The organism is Sphingobium sp. PAMC28499 (assembly GCF_004795815.1).
Taxonomy (GTDB): Bacteria; Pseudomonadota; Alphaproteobacteria; order Sphingomonadales; family Sphingomonadaceae; genus Sphingobium; species Sphingobium yanoikuyae.
Map to the genome: position 1 here is coordinate 1148186 of NZ_CP039248.1, position 14598 is coordinate 1162783.

Genomic DNA, 14598 nt, shown 5'->3' on the forward strand with positions numbered 1-14598 from the left:
CACTTTGTCCCTGCCGCAACCGATGATGGGAGGTGTGAGCATCAGGATGCGCCATTTGCACTGTCTCCAAGCAGTGACCTGAGCCTTTCGACCGGTTGGCCAGGCTTCATAACAAGCGGCAAGTGAGGATGCCGCGCTTGCAGTTCTGGAGGAAGTCCGGCAGCGCTGTACACTAGGAACGGTATTGCGCTTTCTATCAGCAAAAGTGCTAGAGGCGTCACATCGCGATCCCGGAGATTTGCGTCAACGATGGCAGCGTCAATCTTGGCCTGGGTAAGGAAATTGACGGCTTCACTGACGGCTGAAAACGGCCCGGCAACTGTACCGCCTACGGCTTCTACATTTTCGCAAAGCGCCATTGCAATAAGCGGATCATCCTCGACGATCAGCACGCAGAATCCTGATAGCATATGTTCTCCCTTGCAGCGGGAGCACAATGTCTCTCAGTCGGTGATGCGCCGAACATGTCACCGATAGGCTGTAAGCGGATTGATATGGATTAAGTTCCGAAATTCATTTTATATTTCAGCGACTAATTGTGGTGCCCCTATATTGTTGGTCGAGACGCATTGGCTATTTCCCGCCAAATCGCAGTCTCCAAGGCTACACCGTGCGGTATAGCCTTCCTTGCCATGCCTCCAAAAGGCAGGCATGGTTCGGTGTCACCGCGTAATCGACGCCACTTCGGTTTACGGCGCGCTTGATCCAGAACGCGACAGGAATTCCATGAACTATAGCGGAACGCGCATTGCGCGGTCGTCGCCCCCTGCCTCCAATGACGCCTGGAATGGCAGAGGCGCATCCCCAGAAAGGAAAGGAGTACAGGAAAACGGGGCAGGATCGGACAAAAGCCTCCCGATAATTACGGTCGATATTGCCGATATTCCGGGCGGTGGCCAGCTTCACCTCCTCCAGTGTGGGACAGAGTTCTCGATCCAGTTCGGCGATGATGAGTTGATGGGCAGCCGGGATCATGAATCCGAAAAGGCTCTCGCAAGGCTGACCCAAGAGCGTCTTGCTCAGCGCGATGGCAATATTTTGATTGGCGGCCTCGGCATGGGCTTCACGCTCGCGGCTGCGCTCGACGCCTGGTCACAAAGCGCGACCATCACGGTTGCCGAGCTCGTGCCCAAAATCATAAGCTGGGCTAACGGACCTCTGATGCACTTGTTCGGTACCAATCTGACAGATCCGCGAGTCAGAATTCAATTGGCCGACGTGTTTGATGTCATTACCCATGAGAAGGATCGCTTCGATGCCATTCTGCTCGACGTCGATAATGGTCCAGACGGTTTCATCAGAAAAAGCAACGACAGGCTTTATTCGACCGACGGCTTGGAAATGGCGTATGCAGCACTGAAACCGGGCGGCCTACTGTCGATATGGTCAGCCTACAGCGATGACGCATTTGCCGAAAGGCTGGAGCAGGCCGGATTCTGTCTGGATGAGATCTTGTTGCCAGCCTTTAGCGGCAGCGCCGAACGCTGGCACAATATCTGGTTCGCAGCCAAGGGCGGGGCCTGACAGTCCGTACCAGCTTTTCAAGCATGAGACTGAGCCTGCCAGGCTTCCATTCGCTACAGCGCGCGACCGGGCTTGGCAGGCATCGTCGTTCTCAGGTCAGTAAACCGGAGACTCCCATTTGATTTGTCGTGATGGCACTTGGCCGGGTTAGTTCAGAATTGCCACTGCTGTAGAGGCGATGAAGCCTCTTCGCGTTGCAACACGGAAATGATCTTCGCATAGGCACGAGCCAAATCCTCGTGTCTGGCTCTGATCGCAGGATTCTCCGCAAGCTCAGCATGCTTCAACTCGGCCAACCTCCGGCGGTTAAGATAGTCGAACCGACCCATGGCCATATTCATCGTGCTGACGGCGGATGGTGGCGGGCCACATGCGACCGGGAGCGTGTGACAGAACCTTCAATCAGCTTACCCTTCATTAAAACGCGAAGTGCATCGGCATCCCGTGGGTCAAGCAGAACGATCCGCACGCCGCCAGAGTCGAGCGCTTCGAGAACCGAAATCCTGAAGCCGTTTTTTTGGCAGACCAGCCGCACGGCGTCGGCTGATTCCATGATGTTCATGGCCCTGCTCATATCCGCTCCCCCCGCTGCTCGTTCAAAGCGAAAGGGGCTGAACCATCGGGACGCTGCGATCGATAGGGGTGCACATGCTCCCGAATGCGCTGCGCATAACCGTTGGCCAAACGCTGATGCGCATGGGAGGCAGCCCGGCAATGCGCGCTTTGGGCACGCAGCAACTCTTCCTGCTCGCGCTTGAGCAAATAATTTAGATCTTCCACGGATGGGCTCCCTCAGCTGGCAAGCGGGAGCACGTTGGTCTCTCTGTCACGGCGAATGCTTGCAGCAAATTTCGCGCAATAATTCTGTTTATCAAATAATATTCTCAATGTCCATGATTCAATTTAGAAATCACACGAAAAACCTTAAAAATTATTGAATCGACATAGCAACGATATTTCATAAAATATAATGCATGATATTTGAGATCAAATATGTATGGCACCATTAATTATTTTGAAAAAATTATATTATACCATATTCACTTTGATATCTATTTAACATCATAACAAGTTTTATAGATTTTCATAATTCATCGATCTTCAGATCGTCCCAGCCATCCAATATGCCGCTCCTCCACTCTGTTCGAGAATTCGGCATAATTGGTTGGCAACCAAGAAATGCGCTCACTCACCTGGCGCTGACAGCAAATGCTGCGCCCGCTCATGACCATGGATGGCCTGGCGGGCTGCCTTCCCCTGCCCATCCACGCCTGTTTTGCCGCCAGCCCAATGGAACTGCCTTCATACCCATCGCCTTGACAGTGGAGATGACGGTGCTGGACTGCATCCCAAGCTTGTTGGCTTATGGTCGGGGTTCCGCATATTCATCAGCGCGACCTTGCGCTGTTCGTGACCCAGCCCTTGGCCATCGGGCAACGATGCGCGGATGCTTAAGCGCAAAAACATCAATGATAAATCTGACAATATCTTTCTGAGTTCTTCGAGAATTCGCTTTACCGCCTCAAGCCCCGAAGAGCTTTTTACCGCGATATCTAGTGGTCGGCCGCCGAGGCCGGGCTCTTCGCCGTTCAGAAATGCGATGGCGCCCTGAGAGCCCAATCGGGCTATGGCAAGTTCAAGAATATGCCCTTGGCGCTCGATCTGATCCGAAGATAGATATGGACCGTCGAACCGTCTTCCAGCCCGCTTAATCAAGATGCTCATCCTTTTTTCGCATCTTGTCCAGCGCTTGTCTTTTGCGGTCGATCTGGACCAGCAAAGCGCGATCAGACATGATCTGCCATGCAGCTTTTGACCGCAGGCAGCGCTCTTTCACATTCGCCAGATTGGTTTCCTGCGCCTCTTTGTCACATTGTGCGACGCGGGCCAGGTAGAAGTCGATCGTGGCGGGCATGTCGATCTCCTGCGAGTTGGATGTCGTTGCGACGGACGTCAATCGATCATTTCAGCGACAGCCCTGCGCAATTCGCGCACGGGCAGAGTGCCCAAAGGGACGTTTTGGTAAAATGAACGCGGCGTTTTGCCAGTCGCGGGCGATAATTTGGCATGAGCCATATTCGAACGGATACTGAGATTCATGATATTCCTGAAACACGCATCTTGGCATGTGATGTAATGAAAAAGTCTCGCTCAACGACGTCTTTCGCCGGCACATAAGGCAAAAGAAAAAAGCCGGAGCATTAGGCCGCTGTCACTTGGCCGGCGGCAATTGCCCATATTTCGGGCAATTATGTGGTACTTAACCGCTATCCGATGTTTAAGCAAAGACAAGACGGCAAGCCAGCGCGACGCAATGCCGCGCTGGCAGTGTAAAATAAAAACTCGACTTCGTAATTTACGCGGCTTCCAGGTTCACGGCCGACTGCTTGCCTCGTCGATCTGCTTCGACTTCGTAGCTCAGACGCTGATCCTTATGGAGCGTTATCATTCCCGCACGCTCTACGGCAGAAATATGGACAAAACTGTCCGGACCGCCGTCCTCGGGGGCGAGGAAGCCGTACCCCTTGTCAGAATTAAAGAATTTTACGGTGCCGATAGGCATGGGCGTTCCCTTCACGAAAACAGAGAATCCACCCGCGGAATTGCAGGTGAAGCTGATAGCGCAAGTAAGGAAACGACACCCAAATAGGATGCAAATTTCGTCGCAGGCGACGTTAAGCACTATTGAAAATATATTATATTTGGGAAATGTCAAACGAACAATTTAATATTGGTTGAAATAAGAAATTTCCGATGTAAATTTCACTGCTATCGGGCAATAATGATTATTATAATTATCGCTGCGGACGTTTCTAATTATATTTCAGGCACTATGGATGTGTCTCCAAAATGGTTCTGAAGAAACCGCATTCCCCACTGAATCTGTTGCCGCTCTCATTCTTGAGCATGGCGAATATGGGACTTTATCGAAGATTTGCTGCAATTTCGCATGTCCGTTTGACGACACGGCAGAGCAGTCGACGAGCGCCGGAATGGGTGCATGGCAGCGAAGGGATAATCCCCTTGGGTTGCGAGGAGAATGCAGGTCTGCCGCTTTGACGAGACCTCAGACAAATATGCAATCACTGGCCGCGAAGGGCCAGATAGGTATCAAAGTGGGGGCAATTTATCTTGTGCAACAAGATATGTCGCAACAGTCTCCTTCTTCCACAAAGTCAATTGTGGATGGTGACCGGGCGACTGGCCCGCATGTCCAGGCTGAAAGGCTAAAGGGGTCAGTGCGTGTGCCCAACGCACGCCCTCACTGCTCGGTCACTATTAGCACATCCCCGTGGCATCGGGATAATTGTTCATAGATTATAATGTAATTATAAAATGGATGGTGAATTGTTTCCGTGAAATCTTTCGAATTGCGACATGGAGTCGCTGATTTGAAGGAGAATGACCATGGAACGTGATGCACATTCGCAGGATATCGTCGATTTGGGAGATGCAGTCGAACTCACCCGCGGCGTTCTGCTGATCGGCCAGGATGATGGCAACGGCACGCTGTACAAGGCTTCCGGCATTTCCGACGAAGACTGAAGGTCGAAAGGGCGCACCGCTCATCCAAAGCGGCGCGCCCTTTTGATTTGCGGAAGGAAATCGCAATGCGACAGATAGGACGAAATTTACATGCCTGCCTGATCGGACAGACGCCCGTAATTCTCAATATTGCGAGCGAGCGATATCAGCTTGTCCGCGGGCCAACCAGAGACCATCTGACCGCCCTCCTCGCAACAAAGCCAGGCCCTGAGAACATTGCGGCCCTGGTCCGAGCAGGACTGCTCGATCCGGCCATAATGGACGCAGAAGGCGCAGCGGCACCCGTAGCTCCGACATGCAGTCATCTGGATCTGATCAAGCTCAGACATGGTTGGCTCTTGGCACCAGTGGCGCTTGTTGCATTGTCCATTGCTGTGATTCAGGTCCGTCGCGACGCGCTGCGGACCATCTTGGATCGCGTCGAGGTGGGGGCAGGGAGGCCGCAGTTGAAACTGCCAATCTTCAGCGAAGCCATGGTCGCCGCTGCATTCTACCTCCTGCGGCAGTTTCTGCCGCTCGATAATCACTGTCTTGCGCGCAGCATCGCGATTTCGCGGATGTTGCGACGCTTCGGCCACCAGGCGACCCTGGTGATTGGCGTACAGTTGCCGATCGCGGCGCATTGTTGGGTTCAGTGCGAAGACAGGCTGATGGCCGACAGAGTCGATCGGATCACCGCTTTCGAACCTATCCTGGCGAGATGAGTGCGTCGCGCTATCTGGCTTATGTCCGCTGCGCGCCTGCCGGATCCAAAGGTGCAGCGACAGACCAGATGTCAAAGGTGCCGCTCGCGGTGCCTATCAACCTTTGGACGTCCGACCCTGTCGTGATGATCGGCACGCAGGGCGCGATAATCGGGCATCTGTTTACGAAGGCGCTACCCAGTCGGCGGGTCAAGGAGCTCAACGCGGCCGAAACCAATGCGGCCATCATAACCCATGGGCAAAGTCTGATACGCGATTATTGGGGCAGTTATGTCGCCATCTTCCAGATTGCTGGCGGCGACATCGTCATAATCCGCGATCCCTCCGGTGGTCTGCCGGCTTTTTGGAGAGAGATTGACGGGGGCATCGTCATTGCGCCTCAGGTGGGCACATCTCCCTTCGCGGCATCAGATGGAATATCTGTCGATCTGGACGCGCTGCTTCTCCACATGTGGCATCCGTTCCACGCTGGCGAACAGACATGCCTCTGCGGAGTGCGGGAAATTGTGCCGGGCGGGCGGCTACACATCGGGCCATCAAAGCAGCGCTCGGACCTTCTCTGGCAACCTTGGGACTATATAGCCGGTGCGCGCCTTGGCCCTGCCTCGATCGAACATCTGCGCGCCACCGTTCTCGACGCGATCAAAACTTGGGCTGGTGAGTTCGCCTCGATCTCGTCGGGCCTGTCGGGTGGACTGGATTCTTCGATCGTCTGCGCGGGGCTCGCCGGGGCGACTTCTTCGCCTCGGGGCTTCCATATGCGTTGGACCGACCGCGAGGGTGATGAGACATACTATGCGCAGCTTGTTGCCCAAGCGCTCGACATGCCGCTCGACATCTATCCGTACGACCTGGATGCCATCGATGTTGAGCAGCCCATTGTCGCACATGCTGCGCGTCCGCTGATGGCCCATTATGCCCAAAGCACTGCCAAGGCTCAGGCCATGGTTGCAGCACAACATAATATTGCGGCGTTCTTCACGGGCCATGGCGGCGATAATGTCTTTGGAATGACCCATTCGATTGTGCCGATCCTAGATCGCTATCGGGACGCAGCGGGCGCCAAGGCTGTTATCGCCTCGATCCAGGATGTTTCGAGATTGCACGACGCTTCCTATGCCACCATTCTGCTTTATATCTTGCGGCATCTCGCACGTGGTCCGCGCAAAGCAGCGCAAGGCACTTCTGGCTTTCTCAACATCGAAAGATTGAATGCGGCGAAGGAGAGGATCGCTATCCATCCTTGGCTGACACCGCCCGAGGGCCTCGCACCCGGCGCAGCCGCGCATATTCGCGCATTATCCCGAGCTGTAGGCTATGAAGGATTTCATGACCGGCGCGTCCAGCCACCGACAATCGCGCCGTTACTGGCCCAGTCGGTCATGGAGGTCTGCCTGGGCATACCCAGCTGGCAATGGGTGGAAGGCGGGATCGATCGCTCCATGGCGCGCCGCGCCTTTTCGTCCGATCTGCCGCCTGCCATTACCGCCCGCCGGACCAAAGGCGGGCCGGCGGGCTTTCTCGACCGATATTATTGGGACAATGAGCGCAAGATATTGTCCTTCCTCAAGTCCGGCTTCCTCGCTGAGCATGACCTCATATGCGCTGTGCCCCCGCCGGATGCGCCGTCAGGCAGACCGGCCTATGACCGAGCGGATGCCCGCCGCCTGCTCGGTCTTGCCGGGGTGGAAAGCTGGGCTCGCCAGTGGGCCGGCTAGCTCGGCGATCATCGATCGCCTGACTTGGGCCGCGCAAGCCGCATGGCCTCCCATCGCGCGCGTCGCGCGCCATCCGGTCCAGTTGAGGGTGGAAGATCCCGTAGCCAATAATCAAACCACTCCAGATTCTCCGCCATGGCGCCCAGCTGATTTGAGGGCAGATGGAAAAAATGCGTCTCGTCCGACGCCCAGCTCTCTCCGGGATAAAGTGATATTTCCGAGGGGATCTGCGCAGCGCGCAATGCCTGATGGAAATCGATCGCGGACTCATGTGGTTCGGCGATTTGCTGCAGCACGGGCGCCTGAGCGAAGCGCGCTCGATAGGAAGGGGCCAAAGCGGCATAATTTGGCTGGGCAACAGGATCGCCAGGAGCCCCGCCATAGATAGCCCGGTATACGCATTGGTGCGTGCGATAGCTGGTTGGTTCGAGAAACCCCCCATCGCCGCTGGATGCAGCTGAAAACAGATCAGCCTGGGTGACGGCAACATTCGCGATCTGGGAGCCATAGCTGTACCCTGCAATGCCGACATGCCTGGGATCGATCAGGCCTTCTGTATCAAGCGCATGCAATATTACACGGAAGCTCTCGAGCTGATTGAGCCACCCCAGACGCTGTATTTCCGCAGGCGGCGTTGCCCCGCCGCACATGTTGCGATCTGCCGAAGCCTTTACCAGCTCGTCGCTTTGCGAGACGTCGGGCTCATTGGCCAGTATGACCATATATCCGCGTTCAGCGAAGAGCTGAATCGGATAATCCCATTGTATATCCTTCGACCCGAACCGTTCATCCGCGTCGGAACCATGCGTGACAAGCACAGCGGGGTAGCGCTGCCCGGATTTATACGCTCGAGGATAAATGATCAGGCTTCGCGCACGGTATCCATAGGCGTTTGTCAGGATGCGGGTTTCCACGCGAAGCGGCGTAATCGCATCATGTCGCGGCGACAGGGGTTGAAGCGCCTCTATCCTTCCTGTGTCGACCGTGACCCGTACGAAGGATGGCGCCCGCGTCACACCCTCGCGCGCGCAGACGCCTGCGGATAGGCTGGGCGCGAAGCTGCAATGGGTCAGGCTTTCAGGAACCTCGATCCGCGCCACTCTGCCAGCAGTATCTAGGCGGATCAGGCCATAGCGGCCCGCGCTCGTGAAGCGGACTGCTATGAGTGCCACACTCCCGTCTGGAGATCGCCAATGTCCAGGAGATCGAGGGTCCGACAATGTGGCATCAAGCACCCCATAGTCGATCAAGCGGCCATCGATTGTTCGCTCTCTCAAGCGACGCTGCTGGTTGACGCGCTCGATCGCGACCGTTCCGTCATGAGGTCCCGCGATGCGATCGGCGAACAGCGCGGGCCCTTCGTCAAGAGGGCGGCTTTTGCGATCCTCGAACCGCCAGCGGTAACGCTGGATATGGGGCACATTGAGATTGTCTGCCTGAAGTGCGTAGTCGAGCGCATCATCGTGCCAGATCGGCATGCCGCCCATATAACGCCCAACCCGATCAGGGCCGAAAACGTCAGCGATCCAGAGCGGCGGACCACCATCCTCCTTCAGGAAGAAATGTGCCGTGACCCTCGGGCCTCGTCGCCGATAGATGGTCAGCCGCGTGACGTCTTCATCATGCCGGATTTCTCCCTTTTCGTCCTCCGCGCGCAGCAGTGAGTAGAAGAGCCGACGCCCGTCGGGTGACCAGTCATAATAGGCAAGGCCAAAGCGTACTGGCCCGGTGAAGCCATAGCCGAATTGTGCACCATCGGCTGACCCGACCAGGACTGGCTCGGGATTGACGACAAGGGCTTGCATGGCGCCGTTGTTGCCGAACTGATAGAGCTGAACGCCTTGTCCCTGATCGATCAATAGGCTCCAGGCCATTTTGCCGGGAACGGCCTGGAGCCTTTCCATCCAGATGGAACGGGCAAGGATCCTGTCTCCATCCGGTTGGAAGTTAGTCACATGGAGTTCGAACTCCGTGCGGTTCTCCTTTCGGTTTGCGACCCGAAGGATGTAGGCAAGCGTTCGTCCGTCATCGGCCAGCGCGGTGCCGGCCACTGCAGGGATCGCCAATATGTCGTCCATGGTCCAGAAGTGGCCTTGAGCCGCGACCGCACGGCCCACCATCGGCTGTGCCGCCGCGAGTGTCAGCAAGATGGCCAGGCATGTTCCCACGCGCATCAACATCACCACGACCGGCGAATCTGGATGGAGAGAAAGCGTCCAATCGGGGAGTAATTGGTCGTATCGAAGGGCGTGTCATAACCAGAGCCTGTGACGATCAACGGGGGCTTGGCGTTGAAGACATTCTGCATATTGGCGCCCAATTCGAATCCGCCTCCCATCTTGGCGATGGCGGAAAGATCGAGGGTCGCGAGCGCGCGCAGGCGGTAAGCTGGCAGCCTCCGGTTATCGAGGATGCTTGAACTCAGATTGGTGAATGCAGAGAGGGTGAGCCGCGGTGTGACATAGCTGGCTCCGGCCCGGCCCTTGAGCTTGGGCGGGTTGAATATGGTGCCGGAAAGATCGACCGTCGGCAGGCCGTCGAACAATTGCCTGCTGCTATCGATCCAATTGCCATCGAAGCTGAGATCGAGCGCCTCGCGATCCGGGTCTCCGATCAGGTAGCGCATGGAAAGGCTGATGCCTTTGTAGATCTCGCGTGCCATGTTTCGGTCGCGGCCATCCAGAATTGCGACGACCCGGCTGGGATCATAAGTGCCGGTCGTGCCATTCTGCAGACCGATCGCTGCACCGCTGATCAGCGACTGTTGCAAGGAGGTGGACGGGTCGAGCGTGACGAGGCTGTTATAGATCGGATTGTTGAGTACGCCGATCGCAGACGTCAGTGGCGTTGCAACACGATCGGTGTAATCAAAATGGAAAAAGCTGATGCTGCCGGTGAATTCGGGATGTTCGACTGGACGGAATTCCGCCGAGAAGGTCCAGCTTTCCGATTTCTCGGGTTTCAGGTCGGCGTTCGCGCCCCCCAAGATTATCATGGTCGAGTCGGCTGGAAAGCCCGTGGCATATCTGGCGGTCTGATATAGGACGGCGGAGTAGCTTCCATATCGCTGATATAGGGTCGGGAGGCGGAATGAGCGGCCCCAACTACCCTTTATCGCCAGGCCATCAAATGGCTCATAGACGATTCCCAATTTCGGAAGCGCGACGGAATCCGTGCCTGAGTTCGCCTCGTAGCGGAATGCTCCCGTCAGCCGAAGCGCACGCCCCAGCCGGGAATTCTGTGCTGGCGAAAGGATCGGGACCAGCAGTTCGGCGAAACCAAATCCGTTTTCACTGTGCTGCTTGAAGGCGTTGCTCGTGACGCCCAATGTGGTGGTGGTCAGTTCGATGCCGGTACGGCGATAGCCGCCGCCCAATGCAACGCGAACCTCGCCGGCCGGTAGGCTGAAAAGCGGGCCGTCGCCGTTCAATTCGATCGACTGAGCATCATTGTCATATTGCCGATAACTTGCCCCATAAACCGAGCCTCCCGCGAAGATGTCCGAATGAGTCTGGGATTTGTCGGCGCCGAACGACGACAGGAGATGCAGATTCCAGGATGCGCCAAGGCTGGCCGTAAGCGACGGGGCGACAAGCCACGACCGGGTGTCTGCCCGGACCGCCGCGCCGCTGGCGGTGTGCGGCTGTCCCTCAAGGAAGCCGGCGATCACATCTTGCCTTCCGTCCTTGTACATCAGGTCGACATTGGCCTTCAGCTGACTGCCAATGTCCTGGAAGAGGCTTATCAGCGCGCTATCGCGCCCGAGCCTGGGGTAAAGCGATGAATCCGTCGCCATGCTTTTGGCGTAGGAACGGCTCGATGCTGGAATGTCGGAGTTGGACGAATGGTCCAGAACGGCGAGAATTCCGCCTCCGGCCCACTTGGCGCCACCCGTCAGATTATATTGCTGCTGGAAATTGCCGCCATCGGTCGAACCCCCGACTCTCGCCAGCGCGCTAACGCCTTCATAGTCGCGCTTCAGAATGACATTGACGACGCCGGCTACGGCATCGGCGCCGTAAATCGCCGAAGCGCCGTCCGTGATGATTTCGACACGATCCACTGCGGTTGCGGGAATGGCGCTGATGTCGACGGCAGAATTAAGACCGGTGTAGCTGAGGCGGTTGCCATTCAACAGCGTCAAAGTGGCATTTGGACCCAAGCCAAGCAGGTTGGGGGACGAAGATCCGTTGACGTTGACGTCGCTGTTGCCCTGGCTGGTGCCGACACCGGGATTCTGCCCTCCGCCAAAATTCACCGGCGAACTTCGGATGACCTCACCGAGGTCCGCTTTTCCGCCGCGGCGCATGTCTTCGGCCGTTATGACGCGAACGGGGGCCGACGGCGGCGCCCCGGTAATCCGGCTGCCGGTGACGGTGATGATGTCCCTCGAATTTTCATCGCTGATCGACTTCGAGCGGATGATCACGGCTCCTTCCACGATCTTAGCTTCGAGGTCGGTGGTTTTGAGGAGCCGACCAATAGCTTCACTCGGGGTCAGATTGCCTTTGAGCGGGGCAGCGGCAATGCCCTCGATATCGCTGGCAGACATGTAAATTTCCCAGCCAGCGCTCGAGGCAACGGCGCGCAGAGATTGGTCGAGCGTCTGCGCAGGCAAGTCGATGACGATAGCCGGATCGTCCTTGGCCCATGTTGCTGGGATTGAAATAACCCCTGCCGCGCCAGCCATGAGCAATGCAATCGTTTGAACCTTCGTGACGGACATTGTTCCCCCCAATGCGTTTGCCGACCCGCCACATCGGCGCGTCTGGGGGGGATTGACGCTGCAAATGGTACGACCTTAGTCGTCGATCAAAATATTTTATCTCTTGCGCAGGTGAATGGCGCCTTGGCGGTGCACTGCAGCAAGTCCGAAAAGAGAGGCGATCCTCTCGGCAAAGCGGTCGCTATCCGTAATATGGAACCGTCCCGAAACCAGCAGATTGCCCAGGGGGGGCTCATCGAGCTCGATCGGCTGCCTTGCATATCGATTGGCATCCGCAATCACCTCCGACAGGGGCGCGGAATGATATTCGGTCCAGCCATTAGGCCAGTCACGCCGATCGGTGTCGTCCTGTCCGACCGCAATTGGTGTGAAGTCGCTTGCAAGATAGCCATAGCTTTGCCCGGCCTGCATCTTTGGGGCTACCCTCTCCAACACCGCAGGGCGCAGCAATCTTCGTAATTCGACCTCACCCGACAGCACGGCAACCTCGATTTGACCATCGGCCGCCATATCCACATCGAAGCTTGCGGCATTGGCCATAAGTTCGCCTGAACCAGCCTCGACGATGAAGGGGCGAGGGTCTGCGCTCACGGCTATACGAGCCTTCCCTTCGAGGAGCCGGATTCGACGTTCTCTGTTCGTCATTGCAACTTCGATCTGGCTGGCGGCGTCGAGCGTGAGATCGGAACCGTCGGCGAGCGCCACGGTGCGGATCTGATGCCGCGGCGCACGCATGCGCGCCGGCGCAGCTTCCTCGTTGATAGCGGTCCGCAGATGCTGGTTCGACGTGAAGGTCGCGCCTAGAGCTATTGCCAGCGCAAGTGCTGCTGCAATTCCCAGGCCGAGGAAAAATGTGCGGGAATGTAACGGCTTCTTTTTGCCATGGCGGACAGATGACTTCAGTATCTCTGAAGCCTCAAAATGATATCGAGCCCGCTCATAGGCCCGTCGATGATCGGCAGACTGATCCAGCCATGCGTCGAGATCCGAGGTATCCGCCCCCGGTTCACGAGCGCGCAGATTCAGGAACCAGGCGATAGCTTGTTCTTCGATGGCATCGCGGTCGACGCCATCGTCGCCATCCAGGTCGCTCATCGCGCCGCGTCCACGTGACGGCTGATATGCGCGAGCGCCTTCACCATGTGATATTCCACCGTCGCGACGCTGATTTCCAATCGCTCATGGATTTGGCGATAGCTCATTTCATCCACCCGGTGCATCAGGAATACACGGCGGGTCTTTTCGGGAAGCGTATCGACGGCATTCTCGTAGAGGCGTAGTAGATCGGACGCCTCCAAATTGAGGCATTGCTCTGGCTGCGCGACGACATCTCGCTGCTCGTCGAGCGGAAAGATGACGACATTATCACGTCCTATCTTTCGGGCTCGATCGATCAGCAAATTGCGGGCGATTCGTCTGACGAACGCGGCAGGATTTATGAGTTGTCCCGCCTGCTCGCTGCTTGCGGCGCGCACGAAGACTTCTTGGACAAGATCAGGTGCTGCATCCCATCCGGCGCGTTTGCCCAGATAACGCAGAAGCCCGGCTCGCTCGGTCTGGAAAGTTTGCGCAAGGCTTTCGGCCGGCGGAGAAACGGCGTCGGATGCCGGCGTCCCATCGGCGGGACTATTGTGGCATCCAGAGGATACGGACCTAGGCGGACGATGGCACGGGAAAGGGAATTGAGAGGGCACAAGTCAAATCCAGGCGACAGCAACTGCCATCGGGCAGCCGCCCGACTGTTTGCTTTCCCCTGCGCTATGCCGCGGTTCGACATGCCACTGTCATCTCTAGGCGGCCGCCCGTCCTTCGTGGACCGACGTAAATTATGCTTGGCAGGTATGCTTGCGAGGCACTCTTCGGATTTCCTCACGTCACGATGATGGCGGCATGTAATCGATTGCGCAAGGCAGCCGGTGCGATCAGAGGCTGGTAAACTGTGATGGAAAAAGCACAGCGGAACCTAGCCCCAAACATGCTTACCATGCGCTTACTTTGCGATTTTCGAAGGAAAAATAAGCGGTTTCGATCGGCCCCGGCGGGCCAGAATTCTTTGGTTTTATTGAAGAATTCTGGAGCGGGCGAAGGGATTCGAACCCTCGACCCCAACCTTGGCAAGGTTGTGCTCTACCCCTGAGCTACGCCCGCTCTTGGCGGCCGGGAGAGTGTGTCCCTCTCGGCGGGTGGCGGCGAACTAGCAGTGGTTTCCAAAGTCGGCAAGGGCTGAATTGCAGAAAAATGAAAAACTTTTTGAAAACGGAAAAAATCCCCCGTTTTCCGGGGGTTTTGGCGGTGTGATTAAATTGGCGGTGGCGCCGGGGCGAACGCAGCTGTGGATCGGCCCTTGGCGAATCGTCGAATCATGCCGCCTTTGGCCATG

14 protein-coding genes and 1 tRNA gene are annotated in these 14598 nt (G+C 56.8%); 4 read left to right on the forward strand and 11 right to left on the reverse strand.

All coding sequences use genetic code 11. The annotated features are described in order from the left end of the window. Window positions 1-41: 41 nt before the first annotated feature. Entirely contained in the window at window positions 42-392 is a 351-nt protein-coding gene (locus E5554_RS05500) for a response regulator (RefSeq protein ID WP_080604549.1), read from the reverse strand. A 334-nt stretch (window positions 393-726) separates the two neighbouring features. On the opposite strand from E5554_RS05500, the gene E5554_RS05505 reads away from it, so the two are divergent. After that, entirely contained in the window at window positions 727-1524 is a 798-nt protein-coding gene (locus E5554_RS05505; RefSeq protein WP_168708680.1) for a spermidine synthase, read from the forward strand. Between the two features lie 337 nt (window positions 1525-1861). Here the strand turns inward: E5554_RS05505 and E5554_RS05515 are convergent, their stop codons facing one another. The 5 genes from E5554_RS05515 to E5554_RS05535 form a co-directional block, all read right to left on the reverse strand. After that, the gene (locus tag E5554_RS05515) at window positions 1862-2086 is read right to left on the reverse strand and encodes a hypothetical protein (RefSeq protein ID WP_234831964.1); all 225 of its coding nucleotides are present in this window, start codon (window positions 2084-2086) and stop codon (window positions 1862-1864) included. 8 nt (window positions 2087-2094) lie between these two features. Further along, window positions 2095-2304: a hypothetical protein gene (locus E5554_RS05520; RefSeq protein ID WP_080572788.1), complete on the reverse strand. Its 210-nt coding sequence runs from the start codon at window positions 2302-2304 to the stop codon at window positions 2095-2097. A 522-nt stretch (window positions 2305-2826) separates the two neighbouring features. Further along, window positions 2827-3249 carry a hypothetical protein gene (locus E5554_RS05525; RefSeq protein WP_168708681.1) on the reverse strand — a complete coding sequence of 141 codons (423 nt, stop codon included), beginning with the start codon at window positions 3247-3249 and terminating at the stop codon, window positions 2827-2829. Then, complete coding sequence (locus E5554_RS05530; RefSeq protein WP_004209707.1) at window positions 3233-3439, reverse strand: hypothetical protein; 207 nt, start codon at window positions 3437-3439, stop codon at window positions 3233-3235. The genes E5554_RS05525 and E5554_RS05530 overlap by 17 nt, the downstream gene beginning before the upstream one ends. Window positions 3440-3880: 441 nt before the next feature. Next, entirely contained in the window at window positions 3881-4087 is a 207-nt protein-coding gene (locus tag E5554_RS05535) for a cold shock domain-containing protein (protein WP_004209708.1), read from the reverse strand. Between the two features lie 845 nt (window positions 4088-4932). Between E5554_RS05535 and E5554_RS05540 the strand changes: the two genes are divergently transcribed. The 3 genes from E5554_RS05540 (at window position 4933) to E5554_RS05550 (ending at window position 7492) form a co-directional block, all read left to right on the forward strand. Beyond that, window positions 4933-5070 carry a benenodin family lasso peptide gene (locus E5554_RS05540; protein ID WP_004209709.1) on the forward strand — a complete coding sequence of 46 codons (138 nt, stop codon included), beginning with the start codon at window positions 4933-4935 and terminating at the stop codon, window positions 5068-5070. A 65-nt stretch (window positions 5071-5135) separates the two neighbouring features. Beyond that, a complete protein-coding gene (locus tag E5554_RS05545) occupies window positions 5136-5774 on the forward strand; it encodes a lasso peptide biosynthesis B2 protein (RefSeq protein WP_136186197.1) in 639 nt (212 codons plus the stop codon). 68 nt (window positions 5775-5842) lie between these two features. Beyond that, complete coding sequence (locus tag E5554_RS05550; protein WP_247594386.1) at window positions 5843-7492, forward strand: asparagine synthetase B family protein; 1650 nt, start codon at window positions 5843-5845, stop codon at window positions 7490-7492. Between the two features lie 8 nt (window positions 7493-7500). Here the strand turns inward: E5554_RS05550 and E5554_RS05555 are convergent, their stop codons facing one another. The 5 genes from E5554_RS05555 to E5554_RS05575 form a co-directional block, all read right to left on the reverse strand. Beyond that, entirely contained in the window at window positions 7501-9672 is a 2172-nt protein-coding gene (locus E5554_RS05555; RefSeq protein ID WP_136186199.1) for a prolyl oligopeptidase family serine peptidase, read from the reverse strand. Beyond that, window positions 9672-12218 (reverse strand): TonB-dependent receptor, encoded by a 2547-nt coding sequence (locus E5554_RS05560; protein ID WP_247594387.1) that lies wholly within the window; start codon window positions 12216-12218, stop codon window positions 9672-9674. Before E5554_RS05560 ends, E5554_RS05555 begins: the two co-directional genes overlap by 1 nt. A 96-nt stretch (window positions 12219-12314) precedes the next feature. Further along, window positions 12315-13313 carry a FecR domain-containing protein gene (locus E5554_RS05565; protein ID WP_136186200.1) on the reverse strand — a complete coding sequence of 333 codons (999 nt, stop codon included), beginning with the start codon at window positions 13311-13313 and terminating at the stop codon, window positions 12315-12317. Then, window positions 13310-13912 (reverse strand): sigma-70 family RNA polymerase sigma factor, encoded by a 603-nt coding sequence (locus tag E5554_RS05570; protein ID WP_247594388.1) that lies wholly within the window; start codon window positions 13910-13912, stop codon window positions 13310-13312. Before E5554_RS05570 ends, E5554_RS05565 begins: the two co-directional genes overlap by 4 nt. 379 nt (window positions 13913-14291) lie before the next feature. Further along, window positions 14292-14366 (reverse strand) — tRNA-Gly (locus tag E5554_RS05575). Window positions 14367-14598 lie beyond the last annotated feature (232 nt).